This is a genomic window from Vibrio navarrensis (genome assembly GCF_015767675.1).
GTDB lineage: Bacteria > Pseudomonadota > Gammaproteobacteria > Enterobacterales > Vibrionaceae > Vibrio.
Map to the genome: position 1 here is coordinate 820,761 of NZ_CP065217.1, position 18,551 is coordinate 839,311.

An 18,551-nucleotide genomic window follows, 5' to 3' on the forward strand; every position below is an offset into this window, starting at 1 on the left:
ACCCAGCCAAAGCTGGGTTTAATGTTTATGGTGCGGAAGGAGAGACTCGAACTCTCACACCTTGCGGCGCCAGAACCTAAATCTGGTGCGTCTACCAATTTCGCCACTTCCGCACAAATTGTGTTGCTACTAAGAGTTGAATCTCAATAGCGATATAGTGGCAGGTCTACCTGGATTCGAACCAGGGAATGGCGGCATCAAAAGCCGCTGCCTTACCGCTTGGCGATAGACCTGCAGTGATAGTTTGACTATCAAATGATGGTGCGGAAGGAGAGACTCGAACTCTCACACCTTGCGGCGCCAGAACCTAAATCTGGTGCGTCTACCAATTTCGCCACTTCCGCACAAATTTTTTTACTATTAAGAATTGAATCTCAACAGCGATATAGTGGCAGGTCTACCTGGATTCGAACCAGGGAATGACGGGATCAAAACCCGTTGCCTTACCGCTTGGCGATAGACCTGCAGAGACAGCCAGTGCTATCAAAACTATGGTGCGGAAGGAGAGACTCGAACTCTCACACCTTGCGGCGCCAGAACCTAAATCTGGTGCGTCTACCAATTTCGCCACTTCCGCACAAATTTTTTACTATTAAGAATTGAATCTCAACAGCGATATAGTGGCAGGTCTACCTGGATTCGAACCAGGGAATGACGGGATCAAAACCCGTTGCCTTACCGCTTGGCGATAGACCTGCAGTGATAGTTTGACTATCAAATCATGGTGCGGAAGGAGAGACTCGAACTCTCACACCTTGCGGCGCCAGAACCTAAATCTGGTGCGTCTACCAATTTCGCCACTTCCGCATATTAACTTATCTGACTTGGTGCGGAGGGAGGGACTTGAACCCTCACGTCCTAACGGACACTAGCACCTGAAGCTAGCGCGTCTACCAATTCCGCCACCACCGCGAAATCAGACAGTTATAAAAATGGTGGCTACGACGGGATTCGAACCTGTGACCCCATCATTATGAGTGATGTGCTCTAACCAACTGAGCTACGTAGCCACTCTAAAACTGAAACAATTTATGGTGCGGAAGGAGAGACTCGAACTCTCACACCTTGCGGCGCCAGAACCTAAATCTGGTGCGTCTACCAATTTCGCCACTTCCGCATAAATTGTCTGCTAATCAAGATAATCATCTCAATAGCGATATAGTGGCAGGTCTACCTGGATTCGAACCAGGGAATGACGGGATCAAAACCCGTTGCCTTACCGCTTGGCGATAGACCTGCAGTGATAGTTTGACTATCAAATTATGGTGCGGAAGGAGAGACTCGAACTCTCACACCTTGCGGCGCCAGAACCTAAATCTGGTGCGTCTACCAATTTCGCCACTTCCGCATATTAACTTATCTGATTTGGTGCGGAGGGAGGGACTTGAACCCTCACGTCCTAACGGACACTAGCACCTGAAGCTAGCGCGTCTACCAATTCCGCCACCACCGCGAAATCAGACAGTTATAAATTATGGTGGCTACGACGGGATTCGAACCTGTGACCCCATCATTATGAGTGATGTGCTCTAACCAACTGAGCTACGTAGCCATCTTGCGAGCGAGACAATATAACGATTCTCTTGCTCAGTGACAACCCCTTGTCGGTGGTTTTCACTTGTAAATAGTGGCAGGTCTACCTGGATTCGAACCAGGGGATGACGGGATCAAAACCCGTTGCCTTACCGCTTGGCGATAGACCTGCAGTGATAGTTTGACTATCAAATTATGGTGCGGAAGGAGAGACTCGAACTCTCACACCTTGCGGCGCCAGAACCTAAATCTGGTGCGTCTACCAATTTCGCCACTTCCGCGCAATTCCTGAATGCTTTATGCAAAAACACTTAGGAATGGTGGCTACGACGGGATTCGAACCTGTGACCCCATCATTATGAGTGATGTGCTCTAACCAACTGAGCTACGTAGCCATTACCATATTTTGTCCCTTTCGTTTCATTGCTGTTGCGTCGGGAACGGGGCGCATTATGCGGAGTTGAGTGACAACCGTCAATAGTTTTTTGCAATAAATCCGGGCAAATCAATCGTTCGCTTTCTTTTTAGACAAAGAGGCGTGTTTGTGATCGAAAACTGCTAGCAAAGTGGCTGGCTTTGAATGACTTAACTTGATCTTACTGGGTTTAAATGAAAAAAGCCGACATTTTTGTCGGCTCTGAAATGCGTTCTAAGAATGCGTTTTATGCTAAGGTTTACACGTTGAAACGGAAGTGAACCACATCACCATCTTTGACGATGTACTCTTTGCCTTCCAAACGCCATTTACCCGCATCTTTTGCACCGTTTTCACCTTTGAATTCGATAAAATCGCCGTAACCGATCACTTCCGCGCGAATAAAGCCTTTTTCGAAGTCAGTGTGGATTTTGCCTGCAGCTTTTGGTGCGGTTGCACCGACAGGAATGGTCCAAGCGCGCACTTCTTTTACACCAGCGGTGAAGTAGGTGTGCAGGTTGAGCAGTTCGTAACCGGCACGGATAACGCGGTTTAATCCCGGTTCTTCAATGCCCATATCAGCCAAGAACTCGGCGCGTTCGTCATCTTCCAGCTCCGCCATTTCGGATTCGATCGCTGCACAAACTGGAACCACTACGTTGTTCTCTTTAGCTGCAAACTCACGTACTGCATCTAGGTATGGATTGTTTTCAAAGCCATCTTCATTGACGTTAGCAATGTACATGGTTGGTTTGAGCGTTAGGAAGTTAAGGTAGCCCACTGCCTCTTGCTCTTCTTTTGACAGTTCAACCGTACGGGCAGAGCCGCCTTCAGTCAGAACAGGCAGCAGCTTTTCAAGCACAGTCAGTTCAAACTTGGCGTCTTTATCGCCGCCTTTGGCTTTTTTCGCTTGGCGCTGAATGGCACGTTCACAGGAGTCAAGGTCTGCCATTGCCAGTTCAAGGTTGATCACTTCAATATCTTCGATAGGAGAGACTTTACCTGCAACGTGAACGATATTTTCGTTTTCAAAACAACGTACTACGTGACCAATCGCGTCCGTTTCGCGGATGTTGGCAAGGAATTTGTTCCCAAGGCCTTCGCCGCGTGAAGCGCCCGCAACCAGACCTGCAATATCAACGAATTCCATCGTGGTAGGCAGAACACGCTGTGGGTTCACAATGGCTGCCAATGCGTCTAAGCGCAGGTCCGGCACCGGTACTACGCCAGTATTTGGTTCGATAGTACAGAACGGGAAGTTAGCGGCTTCAATGCCTGCTTTGGTGAGTGCGTTAAACAGAGTTGATTTACCAACGTTTGGCAAACCAACGATGCCACATTTAAAACCCATGATTGTAACCTTATTCAGCTTTGAACGTGTGGAGGCGATTTTGTGCTTTAGACAAACCTTCTTTCAGAAGGATGTCTAGGCAGCGAACGGATTCATCCACTGCCGCGTCAAGGAGCTGTTGCTCATTGGCTGGGGCCTTGCCCAGCACAAAACCTGCCACTTTATCTTTGTGTCCGGGATGGCCGATGCCGATCCGCAGACGGTAAAATTCTTTGTTGTTAGCCAGCTTGCTGATGGTGTCGCGCAGGCCATTGTGTCCTCCGTGACCGCCACCCTTTTTGAACTTGGCAATACCGGGCGGTAGGTCGAGTTCATCGTGCGCCACCATGATCTCTTCCGCGCTGACTTGATAGAAGTTGGCAACGGCAGCTATCGATTTGCCAGATAGATTCATAAAGGTGGTTGGGATCAGCAAACGCAAATCTTGGCCGTTCATCGTGATGCGTCCGGTCAAGCCAAAGAATTTTGCTTCATTCTTCAGCACCACATTGTGAACGCGTGCCAGCTCTTCTACTACCCAAGCCCCGGCATTATGGCGGGTTTTGGCGTAGTCTGGTCCTGGATTGGCAAGACCGACAAGTAGTTTGATCTGTTGACTCAAGGCTCGGATCTCTCTGGAATCTGCAAAAGCGCGGTATGATAGCACAGAAAAGTTGCTGTGGGCGAGGTTGAGTCGCTGCAAATAAAAACACCCCTGAGCGGGGTGTTTTTGTGGATAAGGCGCAGCCAGAATTACTGGTTGAACATCGCAGAGATAGACTCTTCGTTGCTGATACGACGAATCGCTTCTGCCAGCATGCCAGATAGAGTCAGTTGGGTGACTTTACCTGTTGCTGCCATCTCTTTGCTGAGCGTGATGGAGTCAGTAACAATGACTTGATCCAACACAGAATTCTTGATGTTCTTTGGCGCGTTGCCAGAGAATACCGCGTGAGTGGCGTAAGCGAAAACGCGTTTTGCGCCACGCTCTTTGAGCGCTTCTGCGGCTTTACACAGCGTACCGCCTGTGTCGATCATGTCATCGACGATCACGCAATCACGACCTTCAACATCACCAATCAGGTTCATCACTTCAGAAACGTTGGCACGTGGACGACGCTTGTCAACGATAGCGATATCAATATCACCGAGTGCTTTTGCTGTTGCACGAGCTCGGACAACACCACCCAGATCCGGTGAAACCACAACAGGATCTTCAAGTCCGCGCGCTTTCATGTCTTCCAGTAGTACAGGCGTACCGAAGATGTTGTCTACTGGCACATCGAAGAAGCCTTGAATTTGTTCGGCGTGCAGGTCGATGGTCAGAACGCGGTCAACACCAACGTTAGACAGGAAATCTGCAACCACTTTTGCAGTAATAGGTACACGAGCAGAACGTACGCGACGGTCTTGGCGTGCGTAGCCGAAGTAAGGAATAACTGCTGTAATACGGCCCGCTGAAGCGCGGCGCATTGCATCAATCATCACGACCAGTTCCATCAGGTTGTCATTGGTAGGCGCACAAGTAGATTGAATGATAAATACATCACTACCACGAACATTTTCGTTAATCTGTACAGCGACTTCGCCATCAGAAAAGCGAGAAACAGTAGCGTCACCAAGAGAGATGTAGAGACGATCAGCAATACGTTGGGCTAGTTCAGGTGTTGCGTTACCAGCAAATAGCTTCATATCAGGCACGGTGGAAACCTCAGGGTTGCGTCCAGTTTTTAAATAGATTGGTGTGAGGCTGAAAGATATTCAGCCAGCGTCTCTTTTAATGGCGAAATATTGCGCCCTTGAGCGACAAATGCCGAGACATTGTCAGAGAGTTGGGCAAGGATAGATTCCGCTTCTGGCCTGCTGTTAAATTCAGCAAAAACGCAAGATCCCGTGCCGGTCAATCTTGACGGCGCGTATTGTAGCAGCCAAGAAAGTTGCTTATCAACCTCTGGGTAAAGCATTCGGACAATTTTTTCGCAATCGTTTCCGTAGTCACTGTCAAGAAGCGTTGCCAGTGCTCGTTTCGGTGTATTTCTCGTCAATTGAGGATGGGTGAAAATATCTACGGTCGCAATATGCACGTTGGGTCTGACGACGAGATACCACTTTTCTTTCGGATGTGCTGGCGAAAGTTTTTCGCCCACACCTTCAGCGAATGCGGCAAATCCGCGCACAAAAACCGGCACGTCAGCCCCCAATTTAAGGCCAATATCGGCAAGCTCATCGTCAGAAAGATGAAGTTGCCAAAGATAATTGAGCGCAACCAAAGCGGTAGCCGCGTTGGAAGAGCCACCGCCAATGCCACCGCCCATCGGTAAAATTTTATTCAGTTCAATGTGTGCGCCCAGCGAGCAGTGGGCATATTTTTGCAGCGCGGTGGCTGATTTCCATATCAAGTTCTCTTCCAGCGCAAGCCCTTCGATATCCGGGCTGATGGTGACTTTGCCCGTTTCATTGGCGGTGATTTTCAACTCATCGCCGTGGTCTAGAAACTGAAACAGCGTTTGCAGTTCGTGGTAACCATTGGCAGTGCGGCCGTTAATGTAAAGAAACAGATTGAGTTTGGCGGGTGAGGGCCAACAAGTAGTGCGATTAATCATGGTTGCAGAGTCCACTTAGTCACAACAATATTCAGTTTGATCTTATTCTGAGTGAGGCTCAGTTTGGCAGGCAGTGGAATGACGTTGGAGCCAAATGGCGTGTCACGATACTGGCTGTAGGCAATGTGCCACGGTTGGGAAGCGAGGGTTTTGTCGAGCGTTTGCAGGGTATTTTGCTCAGTGAGTGTATACGCATCCGCACCGTCGGGCATACCGAGCATCCAACCAGGGAGTTGTTCAATTGGGATCACTAACCCTGTCAGTTGATAGACCAAAGCGGTGGCATTCTCGGCACTTAAAATCTGGTCGTCATATGTTTCGACTTGCGCGCCGTCTGGCGTGATGGTGAGGTTTAATGCAGTTTGGCCGAGAAAGGTGGTGAAGCGTAAATTGCTGTGGGTGTCGCTGTGTTTCCACAAGAAACTGAGATTTTGTCGCTGGTCAGGCGCGATGTAACCGAGCTTGCCGGTAGCTTGGAAAGCGTGGATCTGCGCTAATTTTGCTTGATGACTTTGCCACTCTACGCTGGTGTGTTGTTCTGAAAGGGTTATACAACCGGTGAGAAGAAACGGAAGAAGAATCAACCAGAAGTAAGTTCGGTAACGCATAATGTAGGCTTGCTGCTCGATTTAAGTCATTGAGCGCACAACTATAGCACTGAACTCACGAAGCAGGGAAAACAAATCCCTCTTGCCCTTTTAATAAACGCGGTCATCAAGTAAAATTCGCCTCCTATTTCCCGTCCTGTTCAGAGAAAGCACTATCGATGTCCTTGCTTGTTATCGGCATAAATCACAATACAGCGTCGGTTGACTTACGTGAAAAAGTGGCGTTTGGCCCAGACAAACTGGCCAATGCGCTGCAACAACTCAGTCAGCACGAAGCGGTCAATGGCAGTGTGATCCTATCCACCTGCAATCGGACCGAGGTGTACTGTGATGTTCGATCCGGCGCAAGGAATAAGGTCGTTGAATGGATCAGTCAGTTCCATCATGTCAGTTTGGAAGAGCTTAAACCCAGCCTGTATGTGTATGAAGAGCAAGCTGCGATCAAACATCTGATGCGTGTCTCTTGTGGCCTTGATTCTCTGGTGCTTGGTGAGCCACAAATTCTTGGTCAAGTGAAGCAGGCCTACTCTGACTCTCGTGAACAATTGGCGGTTGATGCCTCACTGGAAAAATTGTTCCAGAAAACCTTTTCCGTGGCAAAGCGAGTGCGCACAGAAACGGATATCGGTGGTAATGCGGTGTCGGTGGCGTATGCGGCGTGCACCTTGGCAAAGCACATTTTTGAATCCTTGGCCGATTCGACAGTATTGTTGGTCGGTGCTGGCGAGACAATTGAACTGGTGGCCAAACATTTACAAGCCAACGGCTGCACTAAAATGATTGTGGCCAACCGAACCCGCGAAAGAGCAATGAATCTCGCTGAGCAGTTTGGCGCAGAGGTGATTGGTTTGCCAGAAATCCCCCACCATTTACCCAAAGCCGACATCGTGATCAGCTCCACGGCAAGTCCACTGCCGATCATCGGCAAAGGTATGGTGGAAACCGCACTGAAACAGCGCCGCTACCAGCCGATGTTATTGGTGGATATCGCGGTGCCGCGTGATGTAGAAGCCCAAGTGGGTGACTTAAGTGATGCCTATTTGTATTCGGTGGACGATTTGCAATCCATCATCGACAGCAATATTGAGCAGCGCAAAGTCGAAGCGATTCAAGCCGAGGCGATTGTTTCAGAAGAGAGCGCCGCGTTTATGAGTTGGCTGCGTTCGCTGCAAGCGGTCGATAGCATCCGCGAATACCGGCAGTCGGCCGAGGCAATTCGCGAAGAGCTGCTTAGCAAAAGCTTACAGGCTCTTGCTGGTGGCGCCGATGCCGAAAAAGTACTCAGAGAGCTGAGTAATAGACTGACAAATAAACTCATTCACGCCCCCACTCGTGCGCTACAATTGGCAGCAGAGCAGGGTGAACCCGCGAAATTAACGGTTATCCGCCAAAGTCTTGGTTTGGATGATCTGAAGTAATCCTATCGATCAGTAAGATAAATAAATGATGAAAGCCTCAATTCTGACCAAGCTGGAAATGCTGGTTGAACGTTATGAAGAAGTTCAGCACCTTCTTGGTGATCCTGGTGTCATTGGCGACCAGGATAAATTCCGTGCTCTGTCCAAAGAGTATTCTCAGTTGGAAGAGGTAACTAAGTGCTTTCAGGCTTATCAGCAAGCGCAGGAAGATTTGATCGCCGCGGAGGAAATGGCCAAAGAAGACGACGCTGAAATGCGTGAAATGGCTCAAGACGAGATCAAAGTTGCGAAAGCGGCGATTGAACGTTTGGCCGATGAGCTGCAAATCTTGTTGCTGCCCAAAAACCCTAATGATGACCGCAACTGTTTCCTTGAAATCCGCGCAGGCGCGGGTGGCGATGAAGCGGGCATTTTCGCTGGCGATCTGTTCCGTATGTACAGCAAGTTTGCAGAAAAACGTGGCTGGCGCATCGAAGTGATGTCATCCAACGAAGCCGAACACGGCGGTTACAAAGAGATGATTGCGAAAGTGAACGGCGATGGCGCCTACGGTATTCTGAAATTTGAGTCTGGCGGTCACCGTGTGCAGCGCGTGCCTGCGACCGAGTCTCAAGGTCGAGTGCACACCTCGGCGTGTACCGTTGCGGTGATGGCGGAAATTCCAGAAGCGGAAATTCCTGAAATCCGTACCGCGGATCTGAAAATTGACACCTTCCGTTCGTCGGGCGCGGGTGGTCAGCACGTCAACACCACCGATTCGGCGATCCGTATTACTCACTTACCCACCGGAATTGTGGTGGAATGTCAGGACGAGCGCTCACAGCATAAGAACAAAGCCAAAGCGATGGCGGTTCTGGCGGCGCGTATTGTTCAGGCCGAAGAAGCCAAACGTGCAGCGGAAATCTCTGACACGCGCCGTAACCTGCTTGGCTCTGGTGATCGCAGTGACCGCATTCGTACCTATAACTACCCGCAAGGCCGTGTGTCTGATCATCGCATCAACCTGACGGTTTACCGCTTGTCAGAAGTGATGGAAGGCGATCTGCAATCCTTGATTGATCCTGTGATTCAAGAACACCAAGCCGACCAACTTGCCGCACTGGCTGAGAACCAATAAACCGATGCCTGATGTGTTAACCCTTGATGCCGCTTTAAAACAGGCGGCATCGCAGTTTTCAGCCGCTGGCAAAGAATCGCCGTCGCTAGATGCCTCGGTGCTACTTTGTCATGTATTACAAAAGCCGCGCAGTTATTTGCTGACTTGGCCTGAGAAGGCGCTCACTACGGTGCAGCAGCAGCAATTTTCTCAACTGATTGAGCGCCGTTTAGCCGGCGAGCCGATTGCCTATATTGTCGGTGAGCGTGAGTTTTGGTCCTTGCCGCTGAAAGTGTCTAGTGCCACCTTGATCCCAAGGCCTGATACGGAGCGATTGGTTGAGTTGGCATTGGAAAAAACCGCTCAACAGACAGGTAAAATCCTCGATCTCGGCACAGGTACTGGCGCAATTGCCTTGGCCTTAGCTTCAGAGCTCCCCCATCGCCAAGTGGTTGGCATTGATCTGCAAGAGGAAGCCAAAAACCTTGCACAAAGCAATGCCGAGGCTTTAAACATTCGCAATGTCTCATTTTTGCAGGGAAGTTGGTTTGATCCTTTGGAGAGTGGCACAAAGTTTGCTCTTATTGTCTCCAATCCACCGTATATTGACGCTAACGATCCACATCTCTCTCAAGGGGATGTGCGCTTTGAGCCGAAATCTGCGCTGGTGGCGGATGAGGCGGGTTTAGCCGACATTCGTCACATCGCGCAGTGTGCTCGGCACTATCTGTTGCCACACGGTTGGCTGATGTTTGAACACGGTTACGATCAGGCGACGGCGGTGCAACACATATTGTCATCTCTTGGATACCATGAGGTAGTCACTGAAAAGGATTACGGTGGCAACGATCGCGTCACACTGGGCCGCTTTTTAGGGCTGCCAGACGAATAAAAACAAAAGAGAATTTTTATGTACGAAACTCTTAAACACTTTCATCTCCTCACTATCGCCATCAGTGCGTTGCTGCTTTCTGTCCGTTATGCATTAATGATGATGGATTCGCCTAAGTTGCAGCATCCGTTTCTCAAGCGATTCCCCCACATCAATGATTCCCTATTGTTGCTCTCCGGTATTGGTTTGATTGTGATCACCGGTTTTATTCCGTTCACTCCCGCCAACATGTGGCTGACGGAAAAGATCACCTGTGTGCTGGCGTACATCGCACTGGGTCTGTTTGCGCTTAAACTTGGCAAAAACAAACTGCTGCGCACGTTTTCATTTTTCGGCGCGCTAGGTTGGCTGGCGATGGCAGGTAAATTGGCGGTAGCAAAAACGCCTCTGTTTTTTGGGTAATAACCGATGCTGGAATTCTTTGACGAAGACTTTGACAACATGGAGTTGGTGGAAGGCGCTTTGGAATTGAACAAGGCGGTTAACCCTGAAACAGACGAACTTTGGGCGCGTGCCGAGTTGCAGCGCTTGTTTGAAGAAGCAGAAATGGCGTTGGTTTGTGAACGGGATGAAAAAGCCCGTTTTGTTGCGTTTCTGCGCCTGTTCTACACTGAGTGGGGATTTCACGGCGATCGTGATGCCTATTTTGACTCAGATAACAGCTTTATTGACAAAGTGTTGCAGCGTCGCAAAGGCATCCCGGTCAGTTTAGGGGCTATCTTGCTCTACTTAGGACGTCGTCTCGGATTTGCCCTGCAAGGTGTCACTTTCCCTACGCAATTTTTACTGCGCGCCGATTGGTACGACGGTAGTACCAGCTATCTCAACCCGTTTAACGGTGAGTATGTAGGCGAGCACATTTTACACGCCTGGCTTATCGGCCATGATGGCCCTTTGGCGAAACTGAAACCGGAACATCTCGCGGTTTCCGATAATCCAACGGTGATTGGCCGCTGGTTAGCGTTGTTGAAAAGCGCATTGCTGCGCGAAGAGCGTTACACCTTGGCATTGCGTTGCACTAACTTAGCTTTGACGTTCGTGCCGGATGATCCTTATGAAATCCGTGACCGTGGGTTTATCTACCAGCAACTGGATTGTCATCAGGTTGCTCTGTCGGATTTTCAATATTTTATCGACCAGTGCCCAGATGATCCGGCGGCCGAACTGTTAAAAAAACAAGTTAACGTCATGAGTGGCAAACAGGTCACTCTACATTAATGAATATGAGATAAAGAAATGGAACAAAAAATCGTTCACGTTGGCGACATTCAAGTTGCGAACGACAAGCCGTTTACCCTGTTTGCTGGTATGAACGTGCTTGAATCCCGTGATCTTGCCATGCAGATCTGTGAACACTACGTCAAAGTGACAGACAAGCTGGGTATTCCTTACGTGTTCAAAGCCTCTTTTGATAAGGCAAACCGCAGCTCGGTTCACTCTTACCGTGGCCCAGGCCTCGAAGAAGGGATGAAAATCTTCCAAGAGCTCAAAGACACGTTTGGCGTGAAGATCATTACTGACGTTCACACCGAAGCACAAGCTCAGCCAGTCGCCGACGTGGTGGACGTTATCCAGTTGCCCGCATTTCTTGCTCGTCAAACTGACCTGGTTGAAGCGATGGCCAAAACGGGCGCGGTGATCAACGTCAAGAAGCCGCAATTTATGAGTCCGGGTCAAGTGGGTAACATCGTTGAGAAGTTTGCCGAGTGTGGCAACGACAAAATCATTCTCTGTGAACGCGGCTCTTGCCATGGCTACGACAATCTTGTGGTGGATATGCTCGGCTTTGGCGTGATGAAAAACGCCTCAAAAGGCAGTCCAATCATTTTTGACGTGACGCACTCACTGCAAATGCGCGACCCATCGGGCGCCGCTTCTGGTGGTCGTCGTGAACAGACCGTTGAACTGGCCAAAGCGGGCTTGGCGACTGGTATTGCTGGCCTATTTATCGAAGCGCATCCAAATCCAGACAAAGCAAGATGTGATGGTCCATCGGCATTGCCGCTGGATAAGCTTGAGCCTTTCCTCGCCCAAATGAAAGCGTTGGATGACTTGGTGAAAAGCTTCCCATCGATAGACATCAAATAATTATACTAGGCCAGTCATCGACTGGCCTTTTTCTTATCGCTTGGCTGATAAATTACATATTAGCCGTGAAATAGCGGTGAAAAAGTGAAACGTTTGCCTGTGATCCTATTCGTTTTCAAAGTGTAACTACTCGAGGTTATTGCACCGAGGAATGGATTTTATGGTGATCAATGCAACATAAATTTGAAAACGCTCTGAATGGTTGGTCCAGTTAATTTAAACTGTATCAAATTTTATCGGTTGAATGCGCTTAACCTGCGGCGAGTGTGTTTTTTCAATCGATAGATATTGGCAGTGGAATCCTATTCGTTCAAAAGGTATGACAATGAAACAACGCCTGATTTTAAAAACCGCGCTAAGCGCAGCAATTCTGGCTACTCTGGCGGGTTGTGCTACTCAGCCTACTCAGGAGTGGCAAACGGACAAGAGCTACAAACTGACGGTTTTGCACACCAATGACCATCACGGTCGTTTTTGGCAAAACAAATACGGTGAGTATGGCATGGCAGCCCGTAAGACTCTGATTGATGAGCTACGTACTGAAATTCAGGCGGAAGGCGGCAGTGTGCTGCTGCTGTCAGGCGGTGACATTAACACTGGTGTACCAGAATCGGATCTCCAAGATGCAGAGCCAGATTTCAAAGGCATGAGCAAAATTGGTTACGACGCGATGGCACTGGGTAACCACGAGTTCGACAACCCAATCGACGTACTGATGAAACAGAAAGAGTGGGCGAACTTCCCCATGCTTTCTGCCAACATCTACGACAAGAAAACGGGTGAGCGGATGTTCCAGGCTTACCAAATGTTCAACAAACAAGGCATCAAAATTGCGGTTATCGGTCTGACGACCGAAGATACGGCAAAACTGGGCAACCCTGAGTTTATCGGTGGCATCGATTTCCGTGATCCGAAAGAAGAAGCGAAAAAGCTGATTGCGGAGCTACAAGAGACGGAAAAACCGGATCTGATCTTTGCCGTGACGCACATGGGTCACTATGAAGATGGCAAACGCGGCATCAACGCGCCGGGCGATGTTGCTCTTGCACGTTACCTCAATGAAGGTGATTTGGATATGATCGTGGGCGGTCACTCTCAAGAGCCAGTGTGTATGGAAGCACCGAATGTGGTGACGAAAAACTACAAACCATCCGATGAGTGTAAGCCTGATCAACAAAACGGCACTTACATTGTTCAAGCGCACGAGTGGGGTAAATACGTTGGTCGTGCCGACTATGAGTTCCGTAACGGTGAACTGAGAATGGTGAGCTACGATCTGATTCCTGTGAACCTGAAAAAGAAAGTGGATGTGAATGGCAAGAGCCAGCGTGTCTTCATTGAATCCGAAATCAAAGAAGACGACGCGATGCTTGAGTTCCTGCGTCCTTACCAAGAGCAAGGTCAAGCACAACTGAACGTGAAAATTGCTGAAACTAACGGTAAGTTGGAAGGTGACCGTAACGTCGTTCGTTTCAAGCAAACTAACCTAGGCCGTCTGATTGCTGCCGCGCACATGGATCGCGCGAAAGCCGATTTTGCTGTGATGAACTCCGGTGGTGTGCGTGACTCGATTGAAGCGGGCGAAGTCACTTACAAAGATGTACTGACCGTACAGCCATTTGGCAACATCGTGACTTACGTTGACATGAGCGGCAAAGAAGTGCTTGATTACCTGAACGTTGTTGCGACAAAACCCGTTGATTCAGGTGCTTATGCTCAGTTTGCTGGCATTTCAATGACAGTATACAAAGACAAAGTCGCTGACGTATTCATCCGCGGTCAGCAGCTGCGTCTTGACCAAACTTATCGTTTCACTATCCCAAGCTACAACGCGGCAGGTGGTGATGGCTATCCAAAAGTGAGCGATCACCCAGGTTACGTCAATACTGGCTTTGTGGATGCGGAAGTACTGAAAGATTTCATGGAGAAGAACAGTCCAATCGATGTCAACAAGTTTGCCTCAGCGGGTGAGATTGTTTACAAGTAATTCTCCCTCAGAAAGCGTTTGACTCAAACGCACTGATCTTTTTAACTAAAAGCGCTGTTTCCCAAATCGGGAGCAGCGCTTTTTGTTTGTAGTGGAGAAAACCATGACACCGGCGATCAATTTGGCGAAAAAGAAGAAAATTGCCCACACCATTCACGAATATCAACATGACCCGCGTGCGACCAGTTATGGATTAGAAGCCGCGCAAGTGCTTGGCCAAGATCCGAAGAAAGTATTTAAAACTTTGCTGTTTTGCCTGAATGGAGAAGCGAAAAATCTCGCTGTCGCGATTATTCCTGTCGATCAGAAACTTAACCTTAAGCTTGCTGCCAAAGCGGCCAACGCCAAAAAGGCCGACATGGCCGATCCTGAGGTCGCACAAAAAATCACTGGTTACGTGGTTGGTGGGATTAGCCCGCTCGGACAAAAGAAAGCGTTGCCGACTTTTTTGCACTCTAGCGCTGAGCCACAAAACACTATTTGCGTCAGCGCCGGTAAACGTGGCCTAGAAATTGAACTGGCGCCACGGGATTTACTGGCGCTAACTCGCGGGCAGTTTGCCGAGCTTTGTCTGTGACTCTCAATGAAAAAGGACGCGTTTGCGTCCTTTTCGATCTATCGACATGATTTGATTCAGTTATTTTTTCAAACTCAAGGTGCCGTTTGAAGGTTTGGCTGGTTTCGCTGCGTTCGGATTATCATAGCGGGTTTTGTTGGCTGTTGAGCTCGGTTTCTTGTCGCGCTCTTGAGCGTGAGCCGCTTTGCCTTCTTGTTGGCCGCGTTTTTGCTGACCTTTTTTCGAGTTTGGCGCATGTCGAAACTCATCGGCATTGTGCCCGCGGAAGGTTTTCGCTTTTTGATTGCGTCTTGCCGTTGAAGCTTGATTTTCTTCGCGACTGTCAAACAACTTGGCGTCGGTTGCTTTACGGATGCGTTTGCCTTTAGCGAGGCGAGAAGCTTCTTCGGTCCCTACCGAGTCTTCACACATCGCCAAGATCTCGGCAACCTCTTGGTCGGTTAAGTAACGCCATTTACCGTTGGGAATGCCATCTAACGTGATGTTCATAATGCGTACACGGCGCAGCTTAAACACCTCATAGCCCAGTGCCTCACACATGCGGCGAATTTGCCGATTCAGCCCTTGAGTCAGCACAATACGAAATGAAAACTTGGTTTCTCGTGTCACTTTACACGGCAGGGTTACGGTATCGAGAATGTTCACACCGCTGGACATCGCTTTAATGAACTCGTCGCTGAGAGGTTTATCGACACGCACCACATACTCTTTCTCGTGGTTATTCCCAGCACGGAGGATTTTATTAACGATATCGCCGTCGTTGGTGAGGAAGATTAATCCGTCAGACGGCTTATCTAAGCGACCGATTGGAAAGATGCGTTTCTTATGGCCGATGAAATCCACAATGTTGCCCGGAATATCCCGTTCGGTCGTACAGGTGATACCGGTTGGTTTGTTCAGCGCTATATACACCGGGCGTTCTTTGGCTTGCAGTGGTGTGCCATCGACACAAACATCGTCACCAGGGAGGACTTTGGTACCCATTTCTGGCTGCTGGCCATTAATCGTGACACGGCCTTGCTCAATTAGCTTATCGGCCTCGCGGCGCGAGCAATACCCCGTTTCACTAATGAACTTGTTTAAGCGTTTTGCGTTCTCTTCGGACATATGACTCTCTCAACGTTTCCCAACGGAAATCCAGTATGATCTGCTTAGTAGCAGGGGGGCGACAGTGTAGCAGGTTTGGCGTTGATACAAAGCACAATTCCACTTTCAACTGCCGAGTCGCTTCATGTGGCGCTCGCGATTTTCCAGCTTTTTCTCCGCACTTTTTTGTAGCAGCACGTAAAGCGCGCCTGTTCCACCATGAAAACGCTGCGCACTGTGAAAGCATTGGACCTCTTTGATCTGCTTTAACCAAGCGCAGACAAAGCTCTTCATTTTTGCTGGTGGATTGGAAAGCTCGCCACGGCCGTGAGCGATGACCACAGTGCGAATGTCCATCTGCATGCATTGCTTCAGGAAGGATGCCAGTTCATCACGAGCTTCCTTGATGGACTTTTTGTGTAGATCAAGTCGGGCTTGCAAGGGATATTTGCCTAAACGTAACTTGCGGTAAACCCCATCTTGTACACCATCTTGTTTGTATTCAAGGATGTCGTCGGGTTTTAGCATCTCAGCATGGTCAATACTTAAATGTTCAGGATTATCTTGCGCAAGCCAAATAGCGGCTTCTCTTCTGGCGAGTTGGGCTTCTGAAGCGCGATGGGCTCTTTTATGTTCGGTGGTGTCGTGGAAAATGGGTTTTACGTCGCCCATCATCTGTTGGAACAGATCAAGATCATCTTCGTGAGACATAACGGCATCTCAATAGCTAACGGAAAGATTGCAGAAGTATACCAACGGAAGAGGTAAAACGATCAAACTGTAAATAAAAAACCGGAACAGGCAGACAACCCATTCCGGTGCAAAGCTTTATACCGATAATAGAGCTTGGCGATATCTAGTGAGGAGATTTGTCATCCATGACCTTGTAAACGAAGAAACCGCCGTAAAACAGCATTAGACCTAGTGCACCAAAGATGACAATCATAGATGAAAGTCCCACCGCATTACCAAATAGCAGATCGAGCCAGAAGTCCATAGTTTCCTCCAAGGGTTGAAGACAGGAGCTAAGTTAAAAGTTGGTGGCGATTTGCACACTGATCTGGATCAATTGTGTTGCATAAGTTAACGACATGTTCTGGTAGGTGTGTTTTTGCTCACATTTTATCATTCGCTGCTGTCAGATTGAGCAATCAGCAGTCGAAGTGTAAAAAAATGCGCTTTTGCTCTTGCGTCTAGGCCGATTATCCGTAATATAGCCATCCGTTGGCACGGCAAAGTCCCTGTTAAACATATCGGTGAATAGCGCAGCTTGGTAGCGCATCTGGTTTGGGACCAGAGGGTCGGGGGTTCGAATCCCTCTTCACCGACCATATTAAGAAAAGGCCCTGCAGAAATGCAGGGCCTTTTTGCAATATTTTGGGTGTAGAGCACGGGGGCTGGAACGCCAGTCCGATCGAATCCCTCTTCACCGACCATTTTCAGGAAAAGGCTCTGCAGAAATGTAGAGCCTTTTTCGTATTTGGTGATATGTGTTTGGGGCCAGAGAGTCGGGGTCTGGTGCGCCAGTCCGATGGAAGACCAGCCGCGTCGAATCCCTCTCCAGCGACCACTTTTAGAAGGCCTGCTTTGTAGGGCTTTCGTCATTTTACGCTTTTCTAGTCTTCATCAAGGCGATCATAGTGCCTTAGTCAAATGCACACTTCGCTTGCTGATTTTGGGTGAGTTGAACCACACGAAAACCTTTTGCTTCCATCAGCTCAAGCAAGTTCTCTTTGCCGACCAAATGCAAGGTGCCGACCACCACAGTGTATTTCCCCGGCTGCTGCTGAGCGCGTTGCTCAAGTTGCTCTGCCCACGCGTGATTGCGATCGGTCATCATTACTTTTTCCAATTGAGGGGATAGCTCTGACACATCGGCAAATTTGCCAAGGTTTGACTCATCGCCTTTAGACCAACTTTCGATGAGACAAGAGAGCAACTGCTCACCTTGGGTGTACTGTTCAAGAGCGCTAATCAGAAGCTCTTTGCCATCTTGTGGCATGCTCGCCAACAGGTTGATTTGAAATTGGACACTTTCAAGCGGGATCAGGGGTAATTGATGTTGTTTCGCCAGTTCAATCAGATAGTTGTCGACGCCAAGTTCAGCGTGATAGCCGAGTTGTGCGATTTGCGCGATTTGAATCGTCAGTGCGCTTACCCAAGGAGGGGAGAGGCGCACTTGATCAAGCTGCAGGTTCAGCGTATGGGCAATCTGCTCAAGCATTGCTTTCTGCTCTTTATCGAGTACTTGCTCGCTGGTGTAGCGCGGTATCGGATATTGCACCTCGCTGCTTTCTGTGAGGTCGGCTTCAATTATCAATCCTTTGCTCGTTGGCAAAAAATGTTCAATTTCTTTGGGTAAGGGGTAGAGTGCTTGGCTGCCGACATGAATTGAACCTGTGATGCGAAACTCGGTCACGCCGCTGGAGACTTGCCACACTAAAGGTTCGCTGAAAGCGGGCAGGCTTAATGTCAGGGCGAGCATGTTCACCCACAGCTTATTTATCATCTTCATCTCTTTTCCTTTGCTTGCGGCAAAATCGTTGATATTGAGTTTTTTGACGGCTTTTGACGAGTCGTAAACTGCGATCCAGTTGGCAAATTTACCTTCAATTTTTTTAAGCCTTTCTTCTATGACACGCAAATGATGGCACACACTCAGGCTGGATCCGCTCTTTATTGGCGATTTTTTGTGATCGAGACAGAGTAAATACACGTCAAAAAATAAGTTACGAATTTAACGTATTGTTTAACTTATTGATATTAAAGTTTTTATATTTTCTTAGTTGAGGTCTGTTTTGAACTGGATCACCGATTCTGCTGATTAATTTTACGCTTAGAAATAACTCACTGTATGTTGAATGCATTGGTAAGTAACAGCCGTTTTGGCTGTATTGGTTTTCTGAGTTTTAGGGTAA

The 18,551-nt window shown here is 48.7% G+C and carries 17 protein-coding genes and 18 tRNA genes; 9 read left to right on the top strand and 26 right to left on the bottom strand.

What is annotated here, in order from left to right; translation table 11 throughout:
* Positions 1 to 28: 28 nt before the first annotated feature.
* From I3X05_RS03655 to lolB, 22 genes are all read right to left on the bottom strand, one after another.
* A tRNA-Leu gene (locus I3X05_RS03655) sits at positions 29 to 113 on the bottom strand.
* 45 nt (positions 114 to 158) lie between these two features.
* Positions 159 to 233, bottom strand: a tRNA-Gln gene (locus I3X05_RS03660).
* 26 nt (positions 234 to 259) lie between these two features.
* Positions 260 to 344: transfer RNA gene (locus tag I3X05_RS03665), tRNA-Leu, on the bottom strand.
* A 45-nt stretch (positions 345 to 389) separates the two neighbouring features.
* Positions 390 to 464: transfer RNA gene (locus I3X05_RS03670), tRNA-Gln, on the bottom strand.
* Positions 465 to 492: 28 nt separating this feature from the next.
* Positions 493 to 577: transfer RNA gene (locus I3X05_RS03675), tRNA-Leu, on the bottom strand.
* Positions 578 to 621: 44 nt separating this feature from the next.
* Positions 622 to 696, bottom strand: a tRNA-Gln gene (locus I3X05_RS03680).
* A gap of 26 nt (positions 697 to 722) precedes the next feature.
* Positions 723 to 807, bottom strand: a tRNA-Leu gene (locus I3X05_RS03685).
* Positions 808 to 825: 18 nt separating this feature from the next.
* Positions 826 to 912, bottom strand: a tRNA-Leu gene (locus I3X05_RS03690).
* 21 nt (positions 913 to 933) lie between these two features.
* A tRNA-Met gene (locus I3X05_RS03695) sits at positions 934 to 1,010 on the bottom strand.
* 22 nt (positions 1,011 to 1,032) lie between these two features.
* Positions 1,033 to 1,117 (bottom strand) — tRNA-Leu (locus tag I3X05_RS03700).
* 45 nt (positions 1,118 to 1,162) lie between these two features.
* Positions 1,163 to 1,237: transfer RNA gene (locus I3X05_RS03705), tRNA-Gln, on the bottom strand.
* A gap of 26 nt (positions 1,238 to 1,263) precedes the next feature.
* Positions 1,264 to 1,348 (bottom strand) — tRNA-Leu (locus I3X05_RS03710).
* A gap of 18 nt (positions 1,349 to 1,366) precedes the next feature.
* Positions 1,367 to 1,453, bottom strand: a tRNA-Leu gene (locus I3X05_RS03715).
* Positions 1,454 to 1,475: 22 nt separating this feature from the next.
* Positions 1,476 to 1,552 (bottom strand) — tRNA-Met (locus I3X05_RS03720).
* Between the two features lie 76 nt (positions 1,553 to 1,628).
* A tRNA-Gln gene (locus tag I3X05_RS03725) sits at positions 1,629 to 1,703 on the bottom strand.
* Positions 1,704 to 1,729: 26 nt separating this feature from the next.
* Positions 1,730 to 1,814 (bottom strand) — tRNA-Leu (locus tag I3X05_RS03730).
* 37 nt (positions 1,815 to 1,851) lie between these two features.
* Positions 1,852 to 1,928 (bottom strand) — tRNA-Met (locus I3X05_RS03735).
* A gap of 279 nt (positions 1,929 to 2,207) precedes the next feature.
* Complete coding sequence (ychF, locus tag I3X05_RS03740; RefSeq protein WP_045570637.1) at positions 2,208 to 3,299, bottom strand: redox-regulated ATPase YchF; 1,092 nt, start codon at positions 3,297 to 3,299, stop codon at positions 2,208 to 2,210.
* Between the two features lie 10 nt (positions 3,300 to 3,309).
* A complete protein-coding gene (pth, locus tag I3X05_RS03745; protein ID WP_039445374.1) occupies positions 3,310 to 3,900 on the bottom strand; it encodes an aminoacyl-tRNA hydrolase in 591 nt (196 codons plus the stop codon).
* A 131-nt stretch (positions 3,901 to 4,031) separates the two neighbouring features.
* Positions 4,032 to 4,979, bottom strand: a complete 948-nt coding sequence (locus I3X05_RS03750) for a ribose-phosphate pyrophosphokinase (RefSeq protein WP_045570635.1) — start codon at positions 4,977 to 4,979, stop codon at positions 4,032 to 4,034.
* A 29-nt stretch (positions 4,980 to 5,008) separates the two neighbouring features.
* On the bottom strand, positions 5,009 to 5,881 hold the full coding sequence (ispE, locus tag I3X05_RS03755) for a 4-(cytidine 5'-diphospho)-2-C-methyl-D-erythritol kinase (RefSeq protein ID WP_045570634.1): 873 nt from the start codon (positions 5,879 to 5,881) through the stop codon (positions 5,009 to 5,011).
* The gene (gene lolB / locus I3X05_RS03760; RefSeq protein ID WP_045570633.1) at positions 5,878 to 6,489 is read right to left on the bottom strand and encodes a lipoprotein insertase outer membrane protein LolB; all 612 of its coding nucleotides are present in this window, start codon (positions 6,487 to 6,489) and stop codon (positions 5,878 to 5,880) included. Before lolB ends, ispE begins: the two co-directional genes overlap by 4 nt.
* A gap of 158 nt (positions 6,490 to 6,647) precedes the next feature.
* Between lolB and hemA the strand changes: the two genes are divergently transcribed.
* From hemA to ybaK, 8 genes are all read left to right on the top strand, one after another.
* Positions 6,648 to 7,907, top strand: coding sequence for a glutamyl-tRNA reductase (gene hemA, locus I3X05_RS03765; RefSeq protein WP_045570632.1), 1,260 nt, complete (start codon positions 6,648 to 6,650; stop codon positions 7,905 to 7,907).
* A gap of 28 nt (positions 7,908 to 7,935) precedes the next feature.
* Complete coding sequence (prfA, locus tag I3X05_RS03770) at positions 7,936 to 9,024, top strand: peptide chain release factor 1 (RefSeq protein WP_045570711.1); 1,089 nt, start codon at positions 7,936 to 7,938, stop codon at positions 9,022 to 9,024.
* 4 nt (positions 9,025 to 9,028) lie between these two features.
* On the top strand, positions 9,029 to 9,895 hold the full coding sequence (prmC, locus tag I3X05_RS03775; protein WP_045570631.1) for a peptide chain release factor N(5)-glutamine methyltransferase: 867 nt from the start codon (positions 9,029 to 9,031) through the stop codon (positions 9,893 to 9,895).
* Positions 9,896 to 9,913: 18 nt separating this feature from the next.
* Positions 9,914 to 10,297: a SirB2 family protein gene (locus I3X05_RS03780; RefSeq protein ID WP_045570630.1), complete on the top strand. Its 384-nt coding sequence runs from the start codon at positions 9,914 to 9,916 to the stop codon at positions 10,295 to 10,297.
* A 6-nt stretch (positions 10,298 to 10,303) separates the two neighbouring features.
* On the top strand, positions 10,304 to 11,113 hold the full coding sequence (locus I3X05_RS03785; protein ID WP_045570629.1) for a SirB1 family protein: 810 nt from the start codon (positions 10,304 to 10,306) through the stop codon (positions 11,111 to 11,113).
* An 18-nt stretch (positions 11,114 to 11,131) separates the two neighbouring features.
* Positions 11,132 to 11,983 carry a 3-deoxy-8-phosphooctulonate synthase gene (gene kdsA, locus I3X05_RS03790; protein ID WP_045570628.1) on the top strand — a complete coding sequence of 284 codons (852 nt, stop codon included), beginning with the start codon at positions 11,132 to 11,134 and terminating at the stop codon, positions 11,981 to 11,983.
* 325 nt (positions 11,984 to 12,308) lie between these two features.
* Positions 12,309 to 13,970, top strand: coding sequence for a bifunctional UDP-sugar hydrolase/5'-nucleotidase UshA (gene ushA / locus I3X05_RS03795; RefSeq protein WP_045570627.1), 1,662 nt, complete (start codon positions 12,309 to 12,311; stop codon positions 13,968 to 13,970).
* A gap of 103 nt (positions 13,971 to 14,073) precedes the next feature.
* Entirely contained in the window at positions 14,074 to 14,547 is a 474-nt protein-coding gene (gene ybaK, locus I3X05_RS03800; RefSeq protein ID WP_045570626.1) for a Cys-tRNA(Pro) deacylase, read from the top strand.
* A 60-nt stretch (positions 14,548 to 14,607) separates the two neighbouring features.
* Here the strand turns inward: ybaK and rluF are convergent, their stop codons facing one another.
* The 3 genes from rluF to I3X05_RS03815 form a co-directional block, all read right to left on the bottom strand.
* Positions 14,608 to 15,654, bottom strand: coding sequence for a 23S rRNA pseudouridine(2604) synthase RluF (rluF, locus tag I3X05_RS03805; RefSeq protein WP_045570625.1), 1,047 nt, complete (start codon positions 15,652 to 15,654; stop codon positions 14,608 to 14,610).
* A 105-nt stretch (positions 15,655 to 15,759) separates the two neighbouring features.
* The gene (smrA, locus tag I3X05_RS03810; protein WP_045570624.1) at positions 15,760 to 16,344 is read right to left on the bottom strand and encodes a DNA endonuclease SmrA; all 585 of its coding nucleotides are present in this window, start codon (positions 16,342 to 16,344) and stop codon (positions 15,760 to 15,762) included.
* Positions 16,345 to 16,489: 145 nt separating this feature from the next.
* Entirely contained in the window at positions 16,490 to 16,630 is a 141-nt protein-coding gene (locus I3X05_RS03815; protein WP_045570623.1) for a DUF3149 domain-containing protein, read from the bottom strand.
* A gap of 257 nt (positions 16,631 to 16,887) precedes the next feature.
* On the opposite strand from I3X05_RS03815, the gene I3X05_RS03820 reads away from it, so the two are divergent.
* Positions 16,888 to 16,964 (top strand) — tRNA-Pro (locus I3X05_RS03820).
* A gap of 314 nt (positions 16,965 to 17,278) precedes the next feature.
* On the opposite strand, the gene I3X05_RS03825 is transcribed toward I3X05_RS03820, so the two are convergent.
* On the bottom strand, positions 17,279 to 18,148 hold the full coding sequence (locus tag I3X05_RS03825; protein WP_226972351.1) for a TraB/GumN family protein: 870 nt from the start codon (positions 18,146 to 18,148) through the stop codon (positions 17,279 to 17,281).
* Positions 18,149 to 18,551: the final 403 nt, after the last annotated feature.

Coding starts and splice junctions, on each gene's coding strand:
- ychF (WP_045570637.1), bottom strand. CDS start 3,299: ATGGGTTTTAAATGTGGCATCGTTGGTTTGCCAAACGTTGGTAAATCA.
- ispE (WP_045570634.1), bottom strand. CDS start 5,881: ATGATTAATCGCACTACTTGTTGGCCCTCACCCGCCAAACTCAATCTG.
- lolB (WP_045570633.1), bottom strand. CDS start 6,489: ATGCGTTACCGAACTTACTTCTGGTTGATTCTTCTTCCGTTTCTTCTC.
- hemA (WP_045570632.1), top strand. CDS start 6,648: ATGTCCTTGCTTGTTATCGGCATAAATCACAATACAGCGTCGGTTGAC.
- prfA (WP_045570711.1), top strand. CDS start 7,936: ATGAAAGCCTCAATTCTGACCAAGCTGGAAATGCTGGTTGAACGTTAT.
- prmC (WP_045570631.1), top strand. CDS start 9,029: ATGCCTGATGTGTTAACCCTTGATGCCGCTTTAAAACAGGCGGCATCG.
- I3X05_RS03780 (WP_045570630.1), top strand. CDS start 9,914: ATGTACGAAACTCTTAAACACTTTCATCTCCTCACTATCGCCATCAGT.
- I3X05_RS03785 (WP_045570629.1), top strand. CDS start 10,304: ATGCTGGAATTCTTTGACGAAGACTTTGACAACATGGAGTTGGTGGAA.
- kdsA (WP_045570628.1), top strand. CDS start 11,132: ATGGAACAAAAAATCGTTCACGTTGGCGACATTCAAGTTGCGAACGAC.
- ushA (WP_045570627.1), top strand. CDS start 12,309: ATGAAACAACGCCTGATTTTAAAAACCGCGCTAAGCGCAGCAATTCTG.
- ybaK (WP_045570626.1), top strand. CDS start 14,074: ATGACACCGGCGATCAATTTGGCGAAAAAGAAGAAAATTGCCCACACC.
- rluF (WP_045570625.1), bottom strand. CDS start 15,654: ATGTCCGAAGAGAACGCAAAACGCTTAAACAAGTTCATTAGTGAAACG.
- smrA (WP_045570624.1), bottom strand. CDS start 16,344: ATGTCTCACGAAGATGATCTTGATCTGTTCCAACAGATGATGGGCGAC.
- I3X05_RS03815 (WP_045570623.1), bottom strand. CDS start 16,630: ATGGACTTCTGGCTCGATCTGCTATTTGGTAATGCGGTGGGACTTTCA.
- I3X05_RS03825 (WP_226972351.1), bottom strand. CDS start 18,148: ATGAAGATGATAAATAAGCTGTGGGTGAACATGCTCGCCCTGACATTA.